At 58.8% G+C, this 23,188-nt stretch carries 22 protein-coding genes and 1 pseudogene; 8 read left to right on the forward strand and 15 right to left on the reverse strand.

Going from position 1 to position 23,188, the window contains the following annotated elements:
* Positions 1-245 (forward strand): annotated as a pseudogene (locus tag A7976_RS03910) (fructose-bisphosphatase class I); the annotation flags it as partial.
* Positions 246-257: 12 nt separating this feature from the next.
* Positions 258-512 carry a hypothetical protein gene (locus A7976_RS03915; protein ID WP_088178381.1) on the forward strand — a complete coding sequence of 85 codons (255 nt, stop codon included), beginning with the start codon at positions 258-260 and terminating at the stop codon, positions 510-512.
* Between the two features lie 4 nt (positions 513-516).
* Here A7976_RS03915 and A7976_RS03920 read toward each other — a convergent pair whose 3' ends face one another.
* Genes A7976_RS03920 through leuS form a run of 10 tightly spaced genes read right to left on the reverse strand, consistent with a single transcriptional unit; the run spans position 517 to position 10,175 of the window.
* On the reverse strand, positions 517-1,119 hold the full coding sequence (locus tag A7976_RS03920; RefSeq protein WP_067107437.1) for a uracil-DNA glycosylase family protein: 603 nt from the start codon (positions 1,117-1,119) through the stop codon (positions 517-519).
* A 3-nt stretch (positions 1,120-1,122) separates the two neighbouring features.
* The gene (locus A7976_RS03925) at positions 1,123-1,662 is read right to left on the reverse strand and encodes a DUF488 family protein (protein ID WP_067107440.1); all 540 of its coding nucleotides are present in this window, start codon (positions 1,660-1,662) and stop codon (positions 1,123-1,125) included.
* 3 nt (positions 1,663-1,665) lie between these two features.
* Positions 1,666-3,132, reverse strand: a complete 1,467-nt coding sequence (locus A7976_RS03930) for a deoxyribodipyrimidine photo-lyase (protein ID WP_067107442.1) — start codon at positions 3,130-3,132, stop codon at positions 1,666-1,668.
* On the reverse strand, positions 3,119-3,592 hold the full coding sequence (gene rlmH, locus A7976_RS03935) for a 23S rRNA (pseudouridine(1915)-N(3))-methyltransferase RlmH (RefSeq protein ID WP_067107457.1): 474 nt from the start codon (positions 3,590-3,592) through the stop codon (positions 3,119-3,121). The genes A7976_RS03930 and rlmH overlap by 14 nt, the downstream gene beginning before the upstream one ends.
* Before the next feature lie 9 nt (positions 3,593-3,601).
* Positions 3,602-3,952 (reverse strand): ribosome silencing factor, encoded by a 351-nt coding sequence (gene rsfS / locus A7976_RS03940; protein ID WP_082877981.1) that lies wholly within the window; start codon positions 3,950-3,952, stop codon positions 3,602-3,604.
* A 4-nt stretch (positions 3,953-3,956) separates the two neighbouring features.
* Positions 3,957-4,631 (reverse strand): nicotinate-nucleotide adenylyltransferase, encoded by a 675-nt coding sequence (nadD, locus tag A7976_RS03945; protein WP_088178382.1) that lies wholly within the window; start codon positions 4,629-4,631, stop codon positions 3,957-3,959.
* Positions 4,632-5,888 (reverse strand): glutamate-5-semialdehyde dehydrogenase, encoded by a 1,257-nt coding sequence (locus A7976_RS03950; RefSeq protein ID WP_067107463.1) that lies wholly within the window; start codon positions 5,886-5,888, stop codon positions 4,632-4,634.
* Positions 5,889-5,896: 8 nt separating this feature from the next.
* Positions 5,897-6,931 (reverse strand): DNA polymerase III subunit delta, encoded by a 1,035-nt coding sequence (holA, locus tag A7976_RS03955; protein ID WP_067107467.1) that lies wholly within the window; start codon positions 6,929-6,931, stop codon positions 5,897-5,899.
* 16 nt (positions 6,932-6,947) lie between these two features.
* A complete protein-coding gene (lptE, locus tag A7976_RS03960; RefSeq protein WP_240483794.1) occupies positions 6,948-7,478 on the reverse strand; it encodes an LPS assembly lipoprotein LptE in 531 nt (176 codons plus the stop codon).
* Positions 7,479-7,481: 3 nt separating this feature from the next.
* The gene (gene leuS, locus A7976_RS03965) at positions 7,482-10,175 is read right to left on the reverse strand and encodes a leucine--tRNA ligase (RefSeq protein WP_067107474.1); all 2,694 of its coding nucleotides are present in this window, start codon (positions 10,173-10,175) and stop codon (positions 7,482-7,484) included.
* A 174-nt stretch (positions 10,176-10,349) separates the two neighbouring features.
* Here leuS and A7976_RS03970 point away from each other — a divergent pair, with 174 nt between their 5' ends.
* Positions 10,350-11,237 (forward strand): phosphoribulokinase, encoded by an 888-nt coding sequence (locus A7976_RS03970; RefSeq protein ID WP_067107477.1) that lies wholly within the window; start codon positions 10,350-10,352, stop codon positions 11,235-11,237.
* 68 nt (positions 11,238-11,305) lie between these two features.
* Here the strand turns inward: A7976_RS03970 and adk are convergent, their stop codons facing one another.
* The 5 genes from adk to A7976_RS03995 all read right to left on the reverse strand — a co-directional run bounded on the left by adk (position 11,306) and on the right by A7976_RS03995 (position 17,680).
* Complete coding sequence (adk, locus tag A7976_RS03975) at positions 11,306-11,956, reverse strand: adenylate kinase (protein ID WP_067107480.1); 651 nt, start codon at positions 11,954-11,956, stop codon at positions 11,306-11,308.
* Between the two features lie 30 nt (positions 11,957-11,986).
* Positions 11,987-12,751, reverse strand: coding sequence for a 16S rRNA (adenine(1518)-N(6)/adenine(1519)-N(6))-dimethyltransferase RsmA (rsmA, locus tag A7976_RS03980; protein WP_067107483.1), 765 nt, complete (start codon positions 12,749-12,751; stop codon positions 11,987-11,989).
* Between the two features lie 44 nt (positions 12,752-12,795).
* A complete protein-coding gene (pdxA, locus tag A7976_RS03985; protein ID WP_067107487.1) occupies positions 12,796-13,728 on the reverse strand; it encodes a 4-hydroxythreonine-4-phosphate dehydrogenase PdxA in 933 nt (310 codons plus the stop codon).
* 261 nt (positions 13,729-13,989) lie between these two features.
* Positions 13,990-15,306: a peptidylprolyl isomerase gene (locus A7976_RS03990; RefSeq protein ID WP_067107490.1), complete on the reverse strand. Its 1,317-nt coding sequence runs from the start codon at positions 15,304-15,306 to the stop codon at positions 13,990-13,992.
* A gap of 10 nt (positions 15,307-15,316) precedes the next feature.
* On the reverse strand, positions 15,317-17,680 hold the full coding sequence (locus A7976_RS03995) for an LPS-assembly protein LptD (protein WP_067107493.1): 2,364 nt from the start codon (positions 17,678-17,680) through the stop codon (positions 15,317-15,319).
* 188 nt (positions 17,681-17,868) lie between these two features.
* On the opposite strand from A7976_RS03995, the gene A7976_RS04000 reads away from it, so the two are divergent.
* The 5 genes from A7976_RS04000 to A7976_RS04020 are packed head-to-tail and all read left to right on the forward strand — an operon-like array spanning position 17,869 to position 23,180.
* Entirely contained in the window at positions 17,869-18,873 is a 1,005-nt protein-coding gene (locus A7976_RS04000; RefSeq protein ID WP_067107496.1) for an aminoglycoside phosphotransferase family protein, read from the forward strand.
* Positions 18,873-19,541 carry an N-acetylmuramate alpha-1-phosphate uridylyltransferase MurU gene (murU, locus tag A7976_RS04005; RefSeq protein ID WP_067107499.1) on the forward strand — a complete coding sequence of 223 codons (669 nt, stop codon included), beginning with the start codon at positions 18,873-18,875 and terminating at the stop codon, positions 19,539-19,541. Before A7976_RS04000 ends, murU begins: the two co-directional genes overlap by 1 nt.
* Complete coding sequence (gene pepP, locus A7976_RS04010) at positions 19,538-20,839, forward strand: Xaa-Pro aminopeptidase (protein WP_067107502.1); 1,302 nt, start codon at positions 19,538-19,540, stop codon at positions 20,837-20,839. The genes murU and pepP overlap by 4 nt, the downstream gene beginning before the upstream one ends.
* On the forward strand, positions 20,836-22,008 hold the full coding sequence (locus A7976_RS04015; RefSeq protein WP_067107505.1) for an FAD-dependent monooxygenase: 1,173 nt from the start codon (positions 20,836-20,838) through the stop codon (positions 22,006-22,008). Before pepP ends, A7976_RS04015 begins: the two co-directional genes overlap by 4 nt.
* Positions 22,005-23,180 (forward strand): UbiH/UbiF family hydroxylase, encoded by a 1,176-nt coding sequence (locus A7976_RS04020; RefSeq protein ID WP_067107508.1) that lies wholly within the window; start codon positions 22,005-22,007, stop codon positions 23,178-23,180. The genes A7976_RS04015 and A7976_RS04020 overlap by 4 nt, the downstream gene beginning before the upstream one ends.
* The last annotated feature ends 8 nt before the right edge of the window (positions 23,181-23,188 follow it).

A 23,188-nucleotide genomic window follows, 5' to 3' on the forward strand; every position in this document is an offset into this window, starting at 1 on the left:
TCCTGATCCGCGGCGGTCTCTTCATGTACCCGCTGGACAGCAAGCTGAAAGACCAGGGCGGCAAGCTGCGCCTGTTGTACGAAGCCAACCCGATGAGCTTCATCGTCGAACAGGCGGGTGGCGCGAGCTCGACCGGGCGCAGCCGCATCCTCGACCTCACGCCCGAGGCCTTGCATCAGCGCGTGCCGGTGATCCTGGGGTCGAAGAATGAGGTGGAGCGTATCGATGCTTATTACCGGGAGTGAAAGGAGGCTGAAGTGGCAGGCAATCTCGAAGAGCTTAAGGTAGCGGTCCAGGCCGCACTGAACGACGAATGGGATCGCTCCCATAAAATCGTGCAGGAGTATGGCGATTCACATGCATGCTGGATACACGCGGTGCTGCACAAGATCGAAGGCGATGCCGGGAACAGCCGCTACTGGTATGCGCGGACCCGGCACCAATACGAGGAATACATGGATCCGCGCGTCGAGTTGCAGCGGATCGCGCAGGAGCTGGATACGCTCGCTTGAAGCGTCAACCGCAGCCGAGTACTTCGGTAATGCGGCCGCGCATGGCGGGTAACAGTTCGCTTTCGAACCACGGATTCCGTTTCAGCCATCCGCGATTGCGCGGTGAAGGATGAGGCAATGGCAGGAGGTCGGGACCATAATCCTGCCAGGATCGCACGGTCTCCGTCAGCGATGCCTTGCGCCGGGATGCAAGGAAATGGCGTTGGGCGTATTGTCCGATAAGCAACGTCAATTCGATATCCCGCAAATACTCCAGTAATTTGTCCAGCCACAGTTCGGCACATTCGCGCCGGGGCGGTAAATCCCCGCTTTTGCCTCGCCCCGGGTAGCAGTATCCCATCGGGATGATCGCAATCCGCCTGGCATCGTAAAACACCGCCTCGTCGACTCCCATCCATGCACGCAGGGTTTTGCCGCTGGGGTCATTCCAGGGGATGCCTGTCCGGTGAACCGCAACACCGGGAGCCTGGCCGACGATCAGGATGCGGGCACTGCCCGATATTTGCAGAATGGGGCGCGGGCCGAGAGGAAGATACGCTTCGCAGGCCCGGCAGCCGCGCACCTCTTGTAACAGTTTTTCGAGTGGTACTTTGTTTTGCCGCGTCATTGTTCAGAAAAGCTGCCCATTTACAGGCTCGCTCGATGGATAGGTGAGGCGCGTGCCTTCCACGTGAGCGAAAGACGTCAATGTGCGCGGTTCGCACTTTTTCTCGCTAACGATTTCTTCCACAAGAACACCCCGCACGAGCAATGCGTCCGCGACCAGCGAGCGGTGACAACGCCACGGCACCGCTTCGGCGCACATCAGCGCGATACGCTCGTGCTGGCTCATCGCGATCAATTGCTCGATATGAGCCGTGAATTCCCCGGTTTGCATATAGTCGGCGTAAGCGCGAAACGAGGCATTGCGCCAACCGGTATTGATGGAGTGCGCTTTCTTCGGCCGCAGGCCGCCGAGCCCGGGAAGATGCGTGTAGGCGATGCCCGCCGATGAAAGTGCAGCCGGCAGCGTGTCGATATTGAACTGCGGATTGTGGCGCGAACGCGGTATGGTGCGGATGTCGGCGAGCCGATCAATGGCGTGGCCCTGCAACATGTCGATGAATGCTTCCAGCGGTCGCGTCGAATGGCCTATGGTGAAAACCTGCATGGATTACTCCTTGCCGGCCTGTTGCGTGGAAGCCGGCTGGACAGATTTGTACAGCGCCAGTGTCTGCGCACGCCGTAATGCATGATCGACCACCGGCAGCGGATAATCCCGGCCGATCATCAACCCCAGGGATTCTTGCCGCATGTTGGGCATTGTCCAGGGCGCGTGGATTTCCTTGTTGTTGCAGGGAGAGAGCTCCGGCACATAGCGACGGATGAATTTCCCCTGGGCATCGAACCGCTCCGATTGCGTCACGGGATTGAAAATACGGAACCACGGCTGGGCATCGCAGCCGGTGGAGGCCGCCCATTGCCAGCCCCCGTTATTGGCGGCGAAGTCGTAATCGATCAGCTTTTCCGCGAAATAACGCTCGCCCCAGCGCCAGTCTACGAGCAAGTCCTTGACCAGGAAGCTGGCCGCCACCATGCGCAGACGGTTGTGCATGTATCCGCTTTGGTTCAGTTGGCGCATGGCGGCATCTACCAGCGGATAACCGGTACGGCCCTCGCACCATTTCTCGAACAGCACGGGGTCATCCGGAAAAGGCAGCGTCTCGAATTCCGGCTTGTATGCGCGTCCTTCGGCAATATGCGGATGATGGTGCAGTATCTGAAAATAGAAGTCGCGCCAGATCAGTTCGGAGAGCCATGTTGCCGCGCCGCTGTCCTCCATGCGCCAGGCCGTGCGCGCCAGATGTCGGATGGACACGGTGCCGAAGCGCAGGTGTACCGAGAGGTAAGAAGGGCCTTTTACCCCGGGATAGTCGCGTGTATTTTTGTAGCCGCCAATCCGTTCCAGAAAATCCGTGAACAATTGCGCGCCGCCGCGCATGCCCGTCGGAACTCCAAGGTCGCGAAGATTGCTGCGTTCGAAGCCGAGCGATTCCAGGGCCGGCATGGCGCCGGCGTCGTGTTGCGCCAGCCGTGCCGAGGATGGGTCGATGGCATAAGGACGCAGGAAAAAATCCTCGGCCCGGCGCAGCCAGGCATTCTTGTATGGGGTGAACACGCTATACGGCTTGCCGTCCAGCGTCAGGATTTCATCCTGATCGAAAATGACCTGATCCTTGAAGTCATGAAAGTGGATGGTTTTCTGCGCTAATGTCCCTGCAATTGCGGCATCCCGGATTTTGGCCGCGGGTTCGTAGTCGCGGTTGGCATAGACGGCATTTACCCCCAGCTCGTCCGCCAGCGCAGGAATTTCTTCTTCCGCGCGGCCATGCCGCACGATCAGTTCTCCGCCATGCGCCCGCAAGGCATCCTTGAGTTCGCGCACGCTCTCCCAGATGAATTCCACCCGTCGGTCGGCCTTGTCCGGGAGCTTGCCGAGGATGTCAGTATCGAAGACGAACGTGCAATAGACGCGCGGAGCGGATTTCAGCGCATGGTAGAGCGCGGCATGGTCGAAATCGCGCAGGTCGCGGCGGAACCAGACCAGCGCAGCGTCGTACCGGAAATCAAATGTCGCCACGGTGGTAGGGATGGTTGTTGATCACCGACCATGCGCGATAGAGTTGTTCCGCCAGCATGACCCGTACCATGCCGTGCGGCAGCGTCAGCCTGGACAGGCTCCATTGCCAGTCAGCGGCTTGCTTGACGCTGTCATGCAGGCCGTCCGCGCCGCCGATGGCCAGCGCGACGTCGCGGCCGTCGCGCATCCATTGCTGCATGCGGTCGGCGAGTTGCAGCGTGGTCGGCTCCTGTCCGTGTTCATCCAGCGCAATCAGGTAATCCCGTCCGGCGGCCTCGATAATGCGCTGTGCTTCGGATTCGCGTACCTGCTCGCCGCCCTTGCCGGCTGCGCGCTTGTCCGGCTTGAGTTCGACCATTTCGACCGTGGCTTCGCGCGGCATGCGTTTCAAGTATTCGGCGCAGCCTTGCTCCACCCACGCGGGCATCTTGTGTCCGACGGCGATGATGCGGAGCTTCATCGCGCCAGGTCAGGCGGCGGGCTGTTTGCCGGCGAGGGTCAGTCGGCGGCCTTCCGCGGCGCCCCAGAGCTGCTCCAGGTTGTAATAGTCGCGGGTATTTTGCAGCATGATATGGACGACGATATCGCCCAGATCGACCAGTACCCATTCGCCTTCCTGCTCGCCCTCAACGCCGGTCGGTGCAATGCCGTTTTCCCTCAGTTTTACCTGCACATTGTGCGCAAGCGATTTGGCATGCCGCGTCGAGGTGGCGCTGGCGATGATCATGCACGAGGTGATCGATGTGAGCTTGGACACGTCCAGCACGGTAATGTCGAGCGCCTTGATGTCTTCCAGCGCGTCAACGACTGCTTTTTTCATTGCTTCAAGTTCCATGGTGTTCCTTTGATGCTTGTCGGGCGTAAAGATGATGTGAGTCGATATAGGCTCGGACAGTTTCCGGTATGAGATAACGAGTGCTGCGCCCTTCCACGAGCGCAGTGCGTATCGCGCTGGCGGAAATGTCGAGCGCGGTTATGGGTAGCAGCAGTATTCGGCCTGCTGGCATGGCTTGCACATCGGCCGGCTGCAGGGTACCGCGTTGTTGCCAAACTTGCCTCAGTTCGGGCGACATGGCGTCCTCCCTCGGGATAGTGCCGGGCCGATGGGCGACGACGAAATGTGCGAGATCCTGCAATTCACGCCAGCGGTGCCAGGTGTGCAATCCAAGAAAGGCATCACTGCCAATCAGCAGGCACAGCGGAGTTTCCGTACCCAGCTCGGCGCGCAGCTCGGTCAATGTGTCGAGCGAGTAAGACGGTCCGGATCTTGCCAGTTCGCGGTTGTCCAGCGTAAAGGCGGGGTTGCCCGCAATCGCGAGCCGTACCATTTCGGCACGATGAAACGCCTCAATCTGCGGGCTGGCCCGATGCGGCGGAACGGCGGCAGGGATGAAGCGTACGCGTTCCAGCCCGAGTTGTTCGCGTAACTCTTCCGCCATCCGCAGATGGCCGAAGTGAATGGGGTCGAAAGTACCGCCCAGAATGCCGATGGCATTCAATTAGGCGCGTACCTGCCCATCGCCGAGAACGATGTATTTCATGCTGGTCAGCCCGTCAAGGCCCACTGGGCCGCGTGCGTGCAGCTTGTCGGTGGAAATGCCGATTTCCGCGCCCAACCCATACTCGAACCCATCCGCGAAGCGCGTCGAGGCGTTCACCAGTACGCTGCTGGAATCCACCTCGCGCAGGAAGCGTCGCGCCTTGGTGTAATTCTCGGTGACGATGGCTTCGGTGTGTTGCGAAGAATATTTGTTGGTATGCTCGATTGCTTCGTCCAGGCCCGTGACTACCTTGACCGAAATGATCGCGGCCAGGTATTCGGTGTAGTAGTCCTCATCCGTTGCGATCCTGGCTTGCGGCACCAGGGCCTGCGTCTCGGCGCAGCCGCGGATTTCCACGCCGAGGGCTGTGAGCATGCCGGCCAGCTGCGGCAGCATCTCGGCGGCGACCGAACGCGCTACCAGCAGCGATTCGGCGGTATTGCAGGTGCCAAGGCGCTGGGTCTTGGAGTTTTCGAGGATGCGCAGCGCCTTGCCCAGATCGGCCTCGTCGTCCACGTAAATATGGCAGTTTCCGTCCAGATGCTTGATCACCGGGATGCGCGCTTCGTTCGAAATGCGCTCGATCAGGCCTTTCCCGCCGCGCGGGACGATGACATCCACGTATTCCTTCATCGTGATGAGTTCGCCCACGGCCGCGCGGTCGGTGGTTTCGACCACTTGCACAGCGCCCTTGGGCAGCCCGGCTGCTTCCAGGCCTTCATGTACCAGCGCGGCCAGGGCGCGGTTGCAATGGATGGCTTCCGAGCCACCGCGCAAAATGGCGGCGTTGCCGGACTTCAGGCACAGGCCGGCGGCATCGACCGTCACGTTCGGCCGGGCTTCGTAGATGATGCCGATGACGCCGAGCGGAACGCGCATCTTGCCGACCTGTATGCCGGACGGACGATATTTGAGGTCGCTGATTTCGCCGATGGGGTCGGGCAGCGCAGCGATCTGCTCCAGGCCTTCCGCCATCGTGGCGATGGATTTTTCGGAGAGCGCCAGGCGGTCGAGCATGGCGGCGTCCAGGCCGGCGGCGCGCGCGGTTTCCATGTCGGCGCGATTGGCGGCCAGCAGCGCTTCTTTTTCACGGCGAATCGCGGCGGCGATGATGAGCAGGGCACGGTTCTTGGTGCCGGTGTCGGCTTTTGCCATCATTCGCGACGCGGCGCGGGCGCCTTGTCCGAGTTGTTGCATGTATTGCTTGATGTCCATGTTCATTCCTAATGTGACCGTGCCGCAGGCCGGCGCGTACCACTGCGCGCAAGGCCGATGCACAGGCGCGAAAGTTCCAGCCAGGGCTTGCCGGGGGCGATGCCTTTGCAGATCTTGTCGATCTCTGCCATTTTCAGCATGGCTGCCTGCAACTGCCGCAGACTGACGCGTGCCAGCATGCGCTTGACCTGACCTTGGCGGTCTCCCCAGATTTTGGCCTGTTGCATCGCATTTGCCAAGTTTTCGCCGCGTGTTTCCGCCAATTTGACGCGCGTTACGCCGCGCAGCAGCCATGCCAGCACGCCCAGTAGCGCCAAGGGCTGGGCGCCTTCGGCTTCCAGTCCTTGCAATATCTTTGCGGTTCTTGCCGGATCGCCCGCCAGCAGCGCATCGCCGAGCTGAAACACGTCAAAGCGCGAAACATTCAACACCGCTTCGCGTACGGCTTCCGGGTCCAGTGGGCCGACAGGGTAAAGCAGGCCCAATTTCTGGATTTCCTGATGTGCGGCCAGCAGGTTGCCTTCGACCTGATTGGCGAGGAACTCCAGCGTCGCCTCATCGACCTGTTGGCCTTGCGCCTGCAATCGGTTGCCTATCCAGCGCGGCAAGCGCTCGATCTCCACAGTCTGCAGCGGGACGACGACGCCGACTTTTTCCAGCGCGGAGAACCAGGCGCTGCCTTGCCCGGCTTTATCCAGCTTGGGCAGCGTCATCAACGCAACGGTATCGCCAGGCAAATTGACGGCGAATTCCTGCAAGGCCTTGCTGCCCTCGACGCCCGGCTTGCCGGAAGGGATATGCAGTTCGAGCAGGCGCCGGCTGGCGAAAAGCGAAATAGACTGGCTGCTGGCTTTTAATTGTTTCCAGTCAAAATAACGCTCGGCCGTATAAGACAGGCGCTCGTCATAACCTTGGCTCCGCGCTGCCTGTCGAATGGCATCGACGCCTTCTTTCAATGCCAGAGGCTCGTCTCCCGTCAGGATGTAGAGCGGGCGTAAATCGCGTTCGAGGTGCGCAGAAAGTTGATCGAAAGAAAGATGCACGGCTTACGACATGCTCCTAATTCGCTGCCTTCGGCTTGCTGGTGTTGATCGCATTCAAGCGGCGCAGGATTTCGCGCGCGGAGTCGCTGCGCATGTCGCTGTAGAGTCGCGCCTCTTCGCCTTCCTTGGCGAGCAGTTGCGTATCGTCATAGGAGTAATCGCGGCGCTGCTCGATGAGTTGCGGAATTCCCCACAATTCGCTCGAAGCTTCGCGCAGGCGAATAGTGACGCGATAGATCAGTTCATACTCGCGAACCTTACCGCCGCCGGACAGCGAAAGAATATTCTTCTCGGTCGATTCTCCTGACAATTCCAGCAGCATTTCGGCTTCTTCAGGTGTTGCCACGACTTCCACGCCACTGCTGGTCAGGGAACGCCGCAATTCCTTGGCCAGAGCGGATGCGTTGCTTTTTTGCAGGTAAAGCTTCTTGAACCCCAGTTCCGTTGCTCCGCGAAGCTGGAAACCGCAGGCGGCAAGCGCCAGCAGGCAGAAAGCAAGCAGCAGGTTTCGGGAAATCATGTGCGAGTTCGGTGACGTGAGTTTCATGGTTTACCCTACGACGACATTGATCAGTTTGCCTGGGACGACGATAACCTTCTTGATGCCGACGCCTTCCAGATGTTTTTGCACGCATGGCTCTTCGACCGCAAGTTTCTCGATGGTAGCGCGTCCCATGTCCCGTGCGACGGTAATACTGCCGCGCAGCTTGCCGTTGACCTGGATTACCATCTCGATTTCATCCTGCACTAGGGCTGCCGCATCCGGTTCGGGCCACGAAGCGGCGAGGATGTCGGCATCGTAACCCAGTTCGCTCCACAGGGCGTGGCAGATGTGCGGGGTGATCGGTGACAGCAGGCGCAGCAGGATAGACAGGCTTTCACCGATAACGGCGCGATTGGCCGGTTCCTTGCCGGCTTTTTCCAGCGCGTTGAGCATCTTCATCGCAGCAGAAACCACGGTATTGAACTGGAAGCGGCCGAGGTCGTAATTGGCTTGCTTCAGCGTGGTGTGAATCTCATGGCGCAGTTTTTTTGCGTCCGCGGCCAGTTTGGCCAGGTCGACTGGCGCCTTGCCTATGCCTTCGAATTCGCTGCCGAATGTCCACAAGCGCTTCAGGAAGCGGTGTGCGCCCTCGACGCCGCTGTCCGACCACTCCAGCGTCTGCTCCGGCGGTGCGGCGAACATCATGAACAGGCGGGCCGTATCCGCGCCGTATTGTTCGATCAGCGCTTGCGGGTCGACGCCGTTCTTCTTGGACTTCGACATCGTACCCATACCCTGGAAGTCCACCGGTTGTCCATCGGCCAGCAGTTTTGCTCCGCATACCTTGCCGGCGGCGTCGTGCACCAGTTCGACTTCTTCCGGCGCGAAATACTCGATGCCGCCCTTGTCGGTGCGGCGCGAGAAAATGTGGTTCAGCACCATGCCCTGCGTCAGCAGGTTGGCGAAGGGTTCGTCGTAATCGACCAGGCCCATGTCGCGCATCACCTTGCTCCAGAAACGGGAGTAGAGCAGGTGAAGGATGGCGTGCTCGATGCCGCCGATGTATTGATCCACCGGCATCCAGTAATTGGTCTCGGCGTCTGCCATTGCGGTAGTGTTGAACTTGCTGGCGTAGCGCGCGTAGTACCAGCTGGAGTCCACGAAGGTATCCATGGTGTCGGTTTCGCGCCGCGCCGGCCGGCCGCACTTGGGGCAGGTCCAATTGACGAAATCCGCGCGCTTGTTGAGCGGATTGCCGGAGCCGTCCGGCACGCAGTCTTCCGGCAGCACGACCGGCAACTGGTCATCGGGCACCGGCACGTCGCCGCAACTGTCGCAGTGGATGATGGGGATCGGGCAGCCCCAGTAGCGCTGGCGCGAAACGCCCCAGTCGCGCAGGCGGAACTGCGTCTTCGGTCCGCCCAGGTTCTGTGCGCCGAGATCCGCAGCGATGGCATCGAAGGCCTGTTCGAAGTTCATGCCGTCGTAGCGGCCGGAGTTGAACAGCACGCCGTACTGCGCAAACACGTCCGACCACCGTTGCCAATCCAGGAGGGTGTTGCCGTCAGCGATCTGCATTGCCGGGGTGAATATGGGCGCCTCGCCAATTTCGTGCGGAGCGGCATGGTTGGCGTCGATCACGGCCGCTGGCGCCTCGTTCCAGCCGGCCGGCAGGATCACCGGCTTGATCGGCAATGTGTATTTCTGCGCGAAGGCGAAATCACGTTCGTCATGCGCCGGCACCGCCATCACCGCGCCGTCGCCGTAGCTCATCAGCACGTAGTTGGCCACCCACACCGGCACTGCCTCGCCGGTGAGCGGATGGGTGACGGTAAGTCCGGTATCCATGCCTTCCTTTTCCATGGTGGCGAGGTCGGCTTCCATTACCGAACCCCGCTTGCATTTCTCGATGAAGGCTGCCAGTTCCGGATTGTCGCGCGCTGCGCGCTCGGCCAGCGGGTGCTCTGCCGCTACTGCGCAATAGCTGACGCCCATCACGGTGTCGATGCGGGTGGTAAACACCCACAGCTTTTCCGGCTTACCGTCGAGTTCATACGGGAAGGCGAAACGCATGCCCACGCTCTTGCCGATCCAGTTGGCCTGCATGGTGCGCACGCGCTCTGGCCAGCCGGGCAGCTTGTCGAGGTCGGCCAGCAATTCTTCGGCATATTGGGTGATACCCAGGTAATAACCTGGGATTTCGCGTTTTTCGACAATCGCGCCGGTGCGCCAGCCGCGTCCATCGATCACCTGTTCGTTGGCGAGCACGGTCTGGTCGACCGGATCCCAGTTCACCACCTGCGTCTTCTTGTAGGCGATGCCTTTTTCCAGCATGCGCAGGAAAAGCCATTGATTCCATTTGTAATAATCCGGCTGGCACGTTGCCAGTTCACGGCTCCAGTCGATGGCGAAACCCAGCGACTGCAACTGTTTTTTCATGTAGGCGATATTGTCGTAGGTCCACTGCGCAGGCGGCACCTTATTCTGGATCGCCGCGTTTTCGGCGGGCAGGCCGAACGCATCCCAGCCCATGGGCTGCAGCACGTTATAGCCGCGCATGCGATGATAACGGCTGAGCACATCGCCGATGGTGTAATTGCGCACGTGGCCCATATGCAGCTTGCCGGACGGATAAGGAAACATCGACAGGCAATAGTATTTGGGCCGGCTCGGGTCGACGACGGCAGTGAATGTGCGTTGCGACTCCCAGTGCTGCTGGGCGCGTTGTTCGATTTCGTTGGGTAGATACTGCGGTTGCATGGAATAGGATTATCGGACTATGGGAAAGTGGCAAATTATACCTTGCGATTGGTTGGTTGATTGTCCAAGCTCACGTATAATTATTTCGTAACAAGAGCTCGGCAATCGGCTCTAGAGCACAAACGCCGCGCCTGACAGGTTTCTGATCAGGCGCAAATTTTGAGGAGAACCCCCATGTCCAAGAAGCATCCCGTGATTGTTGTCACCGGATCTTCCGGTGCGGGTACGACAACGGTCAAGCGTACTTTCGAGCAGATTTTCCGCCGCGAAAGCATCGAAGCAGCCGTTCTGGAAGGCGATAGTTTTCATAGCCTGACACGTGCCGAGTTCAAGGATGCCGTCGAAGATGCAGACAAGAATAACCAACGCGCGCCCAGCCATTTCGGCCCGGAAGCCAATCATTTCGACAAGATCGAAGAGACATTCCGCCAATACGGCGAAACCGGCATGTGCAAGCGTCGTTATTATGTTCATAGTGTCGCCGAGGCGGCCGAGTTCAACGCACGCCTGGGCAGCAAGCTGCAGCCCGGCGAGTTCACGCCCTGGGAAGACATCCCGGCGGGTTCCGACATTCTTTTCTACGAAGGCCTGCATGGCGGCGTGGTGACGGATAAGGTCAATATTGCCAAATATGTCGATTTGCTGATCGGCGTGGTGCCTATCGTCAATCTCGAATGGATCCAGAAAATCCATCGCGATACGGCCGAGCGCGGCTATTCCGCCGAGGCAGTGACGCAGACCATTCTGCGCCGCATGCGCGACTATGTGGAATACATCTGCCCGCAGTTCTCCAATACCGACATCAACTTCCAGCGCGTTTCAACGGTGGATACGTCCAATCCGTTTGTCGCACGCGACATCCCGACGCTGGACGAAAGCTTCGTAGTGATTCGCTACCGCGATCCGGCCAAGGCCGACTTCGAATATTTGCTCGCGATGCTGAAGGATTCCTTCATGTCTCGCCGCAACACCATCGTTGTTCCGGGTGGCAAGATGGGCCTGGCGATGGAACTGATCCTGTCGCCACTGATCAAGGAAATGGTCGCGCGACGCCGCGACTGAGTCGCAACACCCATGAAAAAGGCCTGAGGTCGCATGACCGCAGGCCTTTTGTATTTCACGGTCCTGAGTTAATTCAATGCGGCAAAAATATTGTCGCGGATGCCGTCTACCGAGCCGATGCCGTTGACGCGCACATACTTCGGGGCCTTGCCACCTTGTGCTGCCCAATTGGAGTAGTAATCGACCAACTGCTTGGTCTGGCTGTGGTAGACCTCCAGCCGTTTCATTACCGTATCTTCGCTGTCGTCGTCGCGCTGGATCAGATCTTCGCCGGTGACGTCATCCTTGCCTGCAACTTTAGGCGGGTTGAACATGACGTGGTAAGTCCGGCCCGAAGCCAGATGCACGCGGCGGCCTGACAGACGCTTGATGATTTCTTCGTCGGGCACGTCGATTTCCACGACGTAATCGATATCCACCCCGGCCTGCTTCATGGCTTCCGCCTGCGGAATCGTGCGGGGAAACCCGTCAAAGAGAAAACCGTTGGCGCAATCGGCATCCTTGATGCGTTCCTTGACCAGACCGATGATCACTTCATCGGGAACCAGGCCGCCCGCATCCATGAATTTCTTCGCTTCCAGCCCGAGCTGAGTGCCTGCCTTGACGGCTGCGCGCAGCATGTCGCCCGTGGAAATCTGCGGAATATTGAATTTTTCCTTGATGGCCGTGGCCTGCGTGCCTTTGCCCGCGCCAGGCGCGCCCAACAGTATGACTCTCATGTTTCCTCCCAAGATTGATGCCGAATTATATCAGCCGAGATGGTTGGCGATAGCGACGAACTGCGCCACCGCGAGATTTTCCGCGCGCAGTTGCGGATCAATGCCGAGTGTGGCAAAGCCTGCGTCGTCGAGTAGGCCTTTGAGCGTATTGCGCAGCGTCTTGCGGCGCTGGCCGAAGGCGGCGGTGACAATTCTTCCCAACAAGGCTTCGTCTTTGGCCGGATGCGGTAGCGTGGCATAAGGCACGGCGCGGACAAAGGCGGATTCCACCTTGGGCGGCGGGTCGAAGGCTTCCGGCGGGACGGTAAACAGGTATTCCATCTGCAGTTTGTATTGCAGCATCACCGACAACCGTCCGTATTCCGGCGTGGAGGGTGCAGCCACCATGCGTTCCACCACTTCTTTTTGCAGCATGAAATGCATGTCGACGATGTGCCCGACATTTTCCAGCAAATGGAACAGGATAGGCGTGGAGATGTTGTAGGGCAGATTGCCGACGACACGAATGTTTTCGCCCAGCGACGCAAAGTCGAACTTCAGCGCATCGACGTTGTGGATGGTGATTTTCCCTGCCGGGTAATGCTTCTGCATCCAGGCGACGATGTCGCGGTCGAGTTCCACGGTGTGGAGATGATGTAATCGCTGCAGCAAAGGCTGAGTCATGGCTCCGAGGCCGGGGCCGATTTCGACCATGATGTCCTCGGGCTGAGGCCGGATGGCTTCTACAAGTGAACGGATGATGTCGGCGTCGGTGAGGAAGTTCTGGCCGAAGCGTTTGCGAGGGATATGTTTCATCCCGGCATTCTACTGGACGAAGTGGTGGATCGTCAGCGTGACGATCAGTTTCGCTTTGCTAGCGCAATGGCAAGCTCGATCGCTGCATACAAGCTTCCCGCATCTGCTTTACCCGTGCCGGCCAAATCCAGTGCCGTGCCATGATCTACCGAGGTGCGAATGATCGGCAATCCCAGCGTGACATTGACGCCCCCTCCGAAACTTGCATGCTTGAGCACGGTGAGGCCCTGGTCGTGGTACATCGCGAGAAATGCATCGCAGCTCTTGATGTTGTGCTGGCTGAACATGGTATCGGCCGGGAGCGGGCCGTTCAGATTCATTCCTTCTCCTCGCAGCTTGTCGAGCACGGGGATGAGTGTGTCGATTTCTTCCATGCCCAGATGTCCGCCTTCGCCGGCATGGGGGTTCAGGCCTGCCACATGAATGCAAGGTTGGGCGATACCGAAACGATGCACCAGATCGTGATGCAGGATACGTAGCGTGGTTTCCAGACTTTCCTGAGTGATGGCGTCCGGCACTTCTCGTATGGGCATGTGGATGGTTGCAAGGGCGACGCGCATTCCGCCGCCGACCAGCATCATCACGACGTCCCGGGTGCCGGTCAGTTCAGCGAGGAATTCGGTGTGGCCGGTGAAAGGTACGCCAGCATCGTTAATGATGCCTTTGTGTACGGGAGCGGTAACCATGGCGTCGAACTCGCCGGCCAGGCAGCCTTTTACGGCATGGGTCAGCGTTTCCAGCACATAGCGGCCGTTGGAGGTGTTGAGTGTTCCGGGAACGGCTGGAGTGGCAAGCGGAATATGGTGAACGCGTAGCCCTTTGAGCGGCAGACCGAGCAGGCTGGCGCGTGCTTCAATCAGCGAGCGGTCGGCAATGACGGTGATGTCAGCCGGCGGATTCTGCGCCAGCATTGCGCAGAGGTCGGGACCGATGCCAGCAGGTTCGCCGGCGGTCAGGGCGATGCGGGGTCTGATCACCGTAGAGCCTGTTTCAGTAGGAAACAACTGTGCGACAGCTCTGCCTTGTGCGCAGGGTCAGGCGCAAGTCGCGCGGTTTGGTATTCCAAATAAGCGGCGAGCAACAACGCCATGCAGAGCTGCCCCTTCGGGGTATGGCACAAAAGCGCGTCTGCGGCGTTGCAACGCTTGCCAATGGGACGACCTTTGGCCGCGCGCTGCGCCTTGCATCCATCGCTTTTGTGTCATATCGCATCTGTCGTTTCCTACTGAAATAGGCTCTTAGTATTTGTCTTCGATGCGGTATTCGACATAAGCCCGGTCGCGCAACTCGCGCAGCCAGTCCTGATAGGCTTCATCCGACTTGCGGGCGCGAATTTCCTGACGTGCCTTGAGGCGTGCGGCTTCTTTGCTCATGTCCTGGCTGCGACGTTCGAGTACCTGAATCAGGTGCCAGCCGAAAGGCGACCGTACCGGCGCGCTGACCTGGCCGGGTTGAAGCTCGTTCATGGCCTTCTCGAAGTCCGGCACGGTGTCGCCTGGATTGACCCAGCCGAGTTCGCCGCCTTTGGCTGCGGTGCCGTCTTCGGAGTACTGGCGCGCGAGTTCTGCGAAATTTCCGCCGTTCTCGATGCGTTCCTTCAAGTCTTCAAGCCGGTGTTTGGCATCGTCGTCCGAGACCACTTCGCTGGGCTTGATGAGAATGTGGCGGGCATTGGTCTGTTGCACCAGCAAGGGTGAAGACGCACCGCGGCGATTATTGAGCTTGAGGATATGGAAGCCATTGGGACTGCGTATGACCTCGGTGTTTTCACCCGACTTGAGCGGTTTCAACGCATCGACGAAAAGTTTCGGAATCTGGGTGTCGTTTTTCCAGCCTATCTTGCCGCCTTCCAGTGCATTGGGCGCATCGGAATAACGTGCGGAAACCTGTCCGAAATCCTCGCCTGCCTTCAGGCGCTGCATGGCTTCGTCGGCCTTGCTGTGCAGTTTTTGCAATTCTTCGGGAGAGCTTTCCTCCGGTGTGCGGATCAGGATGTGGGAGATATCGAATTCGTCCTTGATCTCGTTGCGCGATGCCTGCGACGTCAACAGGTTGTCGATTTCCGCTTCCGTGACGTTGATGCGATTATCGACTTCGCGCTCGCGAAGCCGCGCCAGAATGATTTCATTACGGATGTCTTCCCGGAATTTCCGATAATTGATGCCGTCTTTTTCCAAGGCATCGCGGAATTCTCCGATGCTGAGCTTGTTCTGCTCGGCGATGCGCTCCACAGTCTTGTCGAGCTGATTGTCTTCAACGCGCAGTCCCGTCTGCGCGGCAAGCTGCAATTGCAGCCGGTCGGCGATCAGGCGTTCCAGCACCTGTTTTTCCAGAACATCCTGGGGTGGGCGTTGCGTGCCCTGCTTTTCCAGTTGGCCGAGTACGATGCGGATGCGATCCTGCAGTTCGCTATAAGTAATAACGTCGCGGTCGACCACAGCCACGATGCGGTCGATCTGGGAAACGTTATCCTCGACAGCGGAGAAGGCTGGGCCGGAAAAAATGAGGAACAAGGCGGCTGGCAGGAGAGCTGCCAATTTTGTGAATACATTCATTTGGTTACGATCAGCGAGTTTGGTCTGGGATCAAGGAGGTGTTAGTGTAGCCCGGAATGCTGCGTTTGAGCAGACTGAGCGGGCTGGTGCCGATGGAGGTCATGCCGCCGAGTTCAAGCTGGAAAAAGAACGCATAGTTGGGGTCTTCATCGGTCGCAACCGATACACGTTGCATGACGGCGCGAGCCTGCCAGCACCCTGCATCGTACTCCACACCCGCGAGGCCTTCAATGGGGCGATCTTCGCGCAAGGAGTAGTTCCAGCGCGCGAGGCCGAACCATTGGGGAGCCAGCGGCCATTCGGAAGAAATATCAATTTGCTCCAGGCTGTCGCGCGTGAAGCGGTAGCTGAGGTTCAGGACCTTGCCGGGTTCCGGGTTGTAGCGTGCGCCGATATTGCTTTTGACCGATCGTTCGATATCGGTGTTGTATTGCCAGCCGGCATCGACGTTCCAGTGGTTGCGGAGACGGGCAGTGATTGCGGCAACGATGTCGGATGTGCTGCTGGTGATTTCTTCCGCGCCCGGAAGGCCGACACGGCGGTCGCTGAAATAGAAGCGCTGGCCGATGGTCGCTGCCAGTCGTTGCAAGCCGGTCTTGGAATCGATAAGACGGGTGGTCACCGCCAGCGATAATTGGTTCGCGTCATTAATGCGGTCATTGCCGGTGAACTTGTTTTCGGAGAACAGCGTGCTCAGGCTGAGGTCGGCTTCGCCGGAGTCGAAAACCGGCAGGCGCGACTGGTCGTCGTATGGCACGTAAACGTAAAAGAGGCGGGGTTCCAATGTTTGCGTGTACGTGTTTTTCACGACGCGGAAATCGCGATCGAAAAAGAGGCCGCTGTCCAGGCTGAAAATCGGCAAGGAGCGCGAATCATTGACAAATTCGGAGCTCGTGACGTTGCCGTCGTTGTCCGTCAGGGTGAAGCCGGCATTGTCCAGTTTGTAGCTTGTGTAATGCACGCCCAGCTTGGGCGTGATGTAGCCATAGGAGCGCGCCAGAGGAGCGCTGATGCTGGGATAAAGTACTGAGCGGCTGCCGGTTACGCCAGTCACCAGGGAAGTGCCCGGAGCGCTGATCATGGCTTGCGAAATGGGGGCATGATCGCTGCGATCGAATTTTGTCCATTGGCCGTACAGGTTGCCAGTCAGGTAATCCCATTCCTTTTCTCCTGCGAGCGTGAATTGCGGGAGGCGCTGATAAGGAAACGATACGTCATCCAGCGTCTGGTAACGCTCGACAAGGCCAGAAAAGCTCCAGACATCATCGCTATATGCGATATTGCCGCGCTGAGGCAGGTTCACCCGGCTGGTGGATACAATGCTGGTGGTCATGTCGGAGAAGTATTGATCGTCCGATACGCGTTCGATATGAAGATTCCCGGACCAGCCGTGTCCAAATGCATGGTTATGTACAATTTTCGCGTAGTAGCGATCCCGGTCCGCCTGGCTGTCGTTCGGCAAGAGTTCCAGGCTGTCCTCGCCTGAGTAATCCTGGCCGAGATAGCGAAACTCGCCTTGAAGCTGCGTACCGCGTTTGCTGAGATAGCGCGGCGCAATCGTGGCGTCCATGTCCGGAGCGATATTCCAGTAATACGGAATGCTGAGTTCGACACCGCTTTTGGTCGTCGTGCCGAAGCTCGGGGCAAGGAGTCCGCTCTTGCGCTGCTTGTTGAAAGGGAAGTCGATCCAGGGTGTATAAAGGATGGGAACGCCCTTGAATTCCACGCTGGCATGCGTGGCAGTGCCTGTTTCCGTGTGGTGATCGAGCTCCAGCTCGCTCGCTCTCAAATACCAGTCGTCCACGCCGGCTTCGCAAGTGGTGTATCGGGCTTTGTAGAGGCGCTCCTTGTCCGGTCCTTCGAAAACGATGCGTTTTGCATCGCCGCGTGCGAACCCCGTGCTGGCGCTGGGTGCAGCGGATGCACCGGGAATCCGCGATACGGTGGAATAGGCCGTCAGTCCGGCCGTATCCAAGACCGCGGGAGCCTCGGGTGTAGTGGGCTGGCGGTTGAATGTGAACACCGGCTCCTTCATTTCGCCTTCACGATCATCCATTTTGAGGCGCAACTCCGGACCGAGCACAACCAGGCCGTTTTGCTCTACGCGCGTGTTGCCAACCACGTGCAGCTCTTCGTTGAGCGTGTCGTAATCGATGCGATCGCCGAAAATGGCTTTGTCGTCCTGGCGCATTTCGGCATCGCCTGTCGCGCGCATTTTTCTGTCGAGAAACATCTCCAGATGCTGAGCCTCGATGACCATGGCCTCCGGGTTCGCGGATGTTTTGTCGGGAGAAGTTTCATCGGCAGCCCGTGCGTGCCCGATCACCATGGAGGGCAGGGCAAACAACAAGGCAATAGCGCGGTATTTCAGCATGGGCTGCAAGGCGGAGGTCTTAAGTAGGGGGAATGTTTTTTATGGTGATAAAATCGCATAAATTTGGGTTTTAGGCAATGCGCGCATATGGCTCAAACCGCGTCATTTCTGGCTTCTTGTTTTTTTAATGTTATTAGACAAAGAGTTGGTCGCCGGGGCCTTGTTTCGAATTATGGAGAGCTTCAAAGGTGCAAAGACAGCAACAACTCAATAGCTGGTTGGAAAAAGTTCTGCCGGGCGAGCAATTCAGCCTCGCACCAGCTTCCGCCGATGCCAGTTTCCGCCGCTATTTCCGCGTGACCCTGCCGGAGCGAACACTGATCGCCATGGATGCCCCGCCGCAGCACGAGGATTGCAGGCCCTTTGTGCATGTCGCCGAAGTTTTTGGCGCGGCTGGTGTGCATGTGCCCCGCGTGATCGAGCAGGATCTCGCGCAAGGTTTTCTGCTGTTGACCGATCTTGGCAACACCACTTACCTGAGTGCGCTGAATGCGGGTACGGCTGCGGATTTGTACCGCGATGCGATGGATGCGCTGATCCGCATCCAGCAGGCGAGCCGGAGCGGCGTATTTCCCTTGTACGATGAGGCTTTGCTGACGCGAGAAATGCGCCTGTTCCCGGAGTGGTACGTTGGCAAGCATTTGAATGCCACGTTGGATGACAAGCAGCAGGCGGTATTGCAAAAGACATTCGACACGCTCAATCGCAACATTCTGTCGCAAGGCCAGGTGTACGTACATCGCGACTATCATTCCCGCAACCTGATGGTGTGCGACGGTGCCATCGGCGAGAATCCGGGAATCCTGGATTTTCAGGATGCGGTGTACGGCGCGATCACCTACGATCTGGTGTCCTTGTTCAAGGATGCCTACATACGCTGGGAAGAAGAGCAGGTACTCGATTGGGTCGTACGTTACTGGGAAAAGGCAAAAAAGGCCGGTTTACCGGTACCGCAGGACATTTCCGATTTCTACCGCGACTTCGAATGGATGGGCGCGCAGCGGCATCTCAAGGTGCTCGGCATTTTTGCCCGTCTTTACCATCGCGACGGCAAGGATGGCTATCTCAAGGATTTGCCGCTGGTCATGGACTATCTGCGCCGCGCCTGCGAGCGATACATCGAATTACGGCCATTGGTGCGCTTGCTGGACCAGTTGGAGAATCGTCAGTCACAGGTCGGATACACCTTCTGATGAAGGCCATGATACTGGCCGCAGGGCGTGGTGAACGCATGCGCCCGTTGACCGATCACACGCCGAAACCGCTATTGCAGGTCGGCGGCAAGCCATTGATTGTATGGCATATTGAGCGTCTGGCCCGGGCAGGGTTTCGCGAACTGGTGATCAACCATGCCCATCTTGGCCAGCAGATTGAATCCGCGCTGGGCGACGGCAGCCGCTTCGACGTGAGTATTGCGTATTCCGATGAGGGCGAGGCACTGGAAACCGCTGGCGGAATCGCCCAGGCGTTGTCGTTGTTGGGCGAAGAGCCTTTCCTGGTCGTCAACGGCGATGTCTACACGGATTACGATTTCAATCGACTGACTACTCAGCCGATGGGCGGCGTTGTCGCGCATCTCGTGCTGGTGGACAATCCTCCACAGCATGCCCAAGGCGATTTTTATCTGGAGGATGGCAGGCTGGTCGAGCGGGGCGCCTCGCGCCTGACTTTCTCTGGCATCGGTGTTTACCGGCCGGAATTATTTGCCGCCATTGTCCCGGGTAGCAAGGCCAAACTGGCGCCGCTGCTGCATGCTGCTATCGCGCAGCAACGTGCGACAGCGGAACATTATCGCGGCGACTGGGTCGATGTCGGTACACCCGAACGCTTACAAGCATTGGATCGCAAGCTCAGTTCATGAAAGAAATCGTGTCATTCATCAATCGCCGCCATCAGCTCATTCAGCATATGGAGGATGGCGTGGCCATCATCCCGACCGCACCGGAAGCCATACGCAACCGCGACAGTCATTATCTGTATCGTTTCGACAGCTATTTTTATTACCTGACCGGGTTTACCGAGCCCGAATCGGTGTTGTTGCTTGTCGCGGGCGAAAAGCCCAGGAGCGTATTGTTCTGCCGCGACAAGGATATCGAGCGCGAAATCTGGGATGGGTTCCGCCATGGCCCGGAGGGTGCGAAGGAGGTGTTCGGCGTGGACGAGGCCTATTCCATTTCGCGTCTCGATGAATTGGCGCCGCAACTGCTCGCCAACCAGCCGCGCCTGCATTATTCGCTGGGCGCTGACGCGTCATGGGATGCGCGCGTGACCGGCTGGCTCAATCAAGTGCGTGCTCAGGTCCGTGGCGGCGTAAGTGCTCCCGCCGAGATCGCCGATGTGCGTCTCTTGCTGGACGAAATGCGGCTGTTCAAGTCGGAAGGCGAAATCGCGATCATGCGCCGCGCCGCGGAAATTTCCTCCGGTGCACATCGCCGTGCGATGCGCGCCACAAAGCCGGGCTCGACCGAATACGAGATCGAGGCCGAACTGATCCACGAGTTCCGCCGCCACGGCGCGCAATCGCCTGCATACCATTCCATTGTGGCCGGCGGCGCCAATGCCTGCGTGCTGCATTACGTGTTCAACGATGCGCCACTGCGTGACGGCGATCTGCTTTTGATCGACGCCGGTTGCGAGCTGGACGGATACGCCTCCGACATCACGCGTACCTTTCCCGTGAATGGAAAATTCAGCAGTCCGCAAAGGGACTTGTACGAACTGGTTCTGGCCTCGCAAGCCGCTGCCATCGAAGCCGTGCGTCCCGGCAATCACTGGAATGCCCCGCATGAAGCTGCATTGCAGGTGCTGGTGCGCGGCTTCATCGATTTTGGCTTGTGCAAGGGGACGGTGGATGCCGTGCTCGAATCCGGCGATTACCGCCGTTTCTACATGCATCGCACCGGCCACTGGCTCGGCCTGGACGTGCACGATGCCGGCGAGTACAAGAAAAATGGCGAATGGCGCCTGCTCGAACCGGGCATGGCGCTCACTGTTGAACCAGGCTGCTATGTGCGGCCCGCAGACAACGTGCCCGAGCACTATTGGAATATCGGCATACGCATCGAGGACGACGCGGTCGTGACTCAGCAGGGTTGCGACATTATTACGCAAGCGGCACCGAAATCCGTTGCCGACATTGAAGCGCTCATGGCGTCATGAAGCCAGACTACGACATTCTTGTTGTCGGCGGCGGCCCGGTTGGCGCGACGCTTGCACTGGGCTTGCGAGGATACGGGCATTCGGTTGCGCTGCTTGAGGCTCGTCACCCGAGTGCAGGCGCGCGCGATCCGCGAACCCTGGCATTATCGCAGGGGAGCCGGCTGATTCTGGAGCGCCTCGGTGTCTGGCCGGAATTGGCTTCAAACGCGACCCCAATAACTACCATCCATGTTTCCCAGCGCGGCCGTTTGGGTCGAACGATATTGCGTGCCAGCGACGAACATCAGGAAGCCTTGGGCTATGTGTTGTCCTATGCCGATTTGAGTGCTGCGCTGGATCGCGCTTTGGCGGAGTCGCCGGAAATTGCAGTCAGATATGGTACCAGGGCGCAGGCATTGGAAACCGGTAACGACTGTGCGGTAGTCAGCGTTGAGCAGGAGGGCGCGATCAACAAGCTCAGCGCTCGCCTTGCCGTGATCGCTGACGGCGGGCGCAGCTTGAACGAACTGTCCGGTATGAAACGCGAAACGAAGGAGTATGCGCACAGCGCCCTGGTCGGGCACGTCGAGTGCGAATTGCCGCATGGCAATATTGCATACGAGCGATTCACGCCGCTTGGGCCGGTGGCCTTGCTCCCTGAAGGCGAACGTGGCTTTGCGCTGGTCTGGACAGCCCGGCCGGAGGAGGCCGAGCGTTTGTGTGGAGCGCCTGAAACCGAGTTTCTCGAAGAATTGCATCGTCATTTCGGTGACCGCGTAGGTAAATTTCTGGAGGTTCGGGCGCGGGCGACTTTTCCTTTGCGATTGAGCACTCTGCGCCCGGTAGTACGGCCGCATCTGGCCGTCATCGGCAACGCCGCGCAAACGCTTCACCCGGTGGCCGGACAAGGGTTCAACCTCGGATTGCGCGATGCGTGGGAGTTGGCAGGTATTGCACGGAATATTCCCGGCGAGGCCGTAGGCGGCAGTGACATGCTGAAGCAATATCAATCCGGACGATGCTTGGATACAGGCGGCGGCATTTTCTTTACCGATTTTCTGGTACGGACTTTTTCCAACGATATTCCAGGACTGGGCCCGGTGCGCGGTGCAGGTCTGGCGATGCTGGAAATGCTGGCGCCGGCTCGGCATTTTGTCGCCCGGAAAATGAGTTTCGGAGCAAAAGGATGAGCCTGAATCGGGATTACGACATTATCGTCGTCGGCGGCGGCCTGGTGGGCGCTGCGACGGCACTGGCGTTGGCACGCCACGGGTTGAAGATCGCCCTGGTCGAGGCCTCGCCTGAGCCGTCGTTACCGCAGGACGAAAGCTGGGACAGCCGTATTTATGCGATCAGCCCCGGCAATATGCGTTTTCTTGACTCATTGGGCGCATGGAGAACACAGGAATTGAGTCGTGTTGCCCCGATTGAGGCCATGCAAATTTGGGGCGACGAGCATGCGGAGCTGGAGTTCAGCGCATATGAAGCGAGCGTGCCGGCCTTGGGTTATATCGTCGAAAGCCGGCAATTGCAGCATGCCTTGTGGACGCAAATGCGGCAAATATCGGAAATCGAATTGTTCTGCCCGGCGCATTGCGTCAGCCTGACATGGGAGACTTCCTGCGCGCGATTGGCGTTGTCGGATGGGACGAGTTTGTCGGCCCGGCTCATCGTCGGCGCGGATGGCGGAAATTCATGGGTGCGTACGCAGGCCGGAGTTGGAGTCAATACTCGCGACTATGGGCAGCTGGGCGTGGTCGCCAATTTTGCGACAGGCATGCCGCCACGCAATATCGCTCGGCAATGGTTCCGCAAGGACGGAGTGCTCGCGTGGCTGCCGTTGCCGGAAAATCGCATGTCCATGGTATGGTCCACCGATCCTGCGCATGCCCGGAAATTATTGGCGATGTCGCCCACGGAGCTTGGCGCCACAGTCGCGGCGGCCGGCGGAAATTTGCTGGGCCCGCTCTCTCTGATCACTCCGGCGGCGGCCTTCCCGTTGCGCTTGCAAAACGCCGAAGTCATGGTCAAGCCCCGCTTGGCATTAGTCGGCGATGCCGCCCATCTGGTGCATCCACTCGCCGGCCAGGGAGTCAATTTGGGTTTTCACGATGTAATCGGTCTGGAAGAAACTCTCAATAACCGCAACGTCCAGGTCGATGTGGGCGATTACGCCTTGCTGCGTCGCTATGAGCGCTCGCGCAAAATGGATATTTACGCAATGCAGATCACGACGACGGGCTTGCACGCACTCTTCGGCAGCGATTTGCCGGGAGCAGGCCGCTTGCGTAATCTGGGCATGACTTTCACTAACCGCCAGCAATGGCTCAAGCGGCGCCTGATGGCGCACGCGATGATTTAACCAAAAGG

The sequence above is a fragment of the Methylobacillus sp. MM3 genome (genome assembly GCF_001645185.1).
GTDB lineage: Bacteria > Pseudomonadota > Gammaproteobacteria > Burkholderiales > Methylophilaceae > MM2.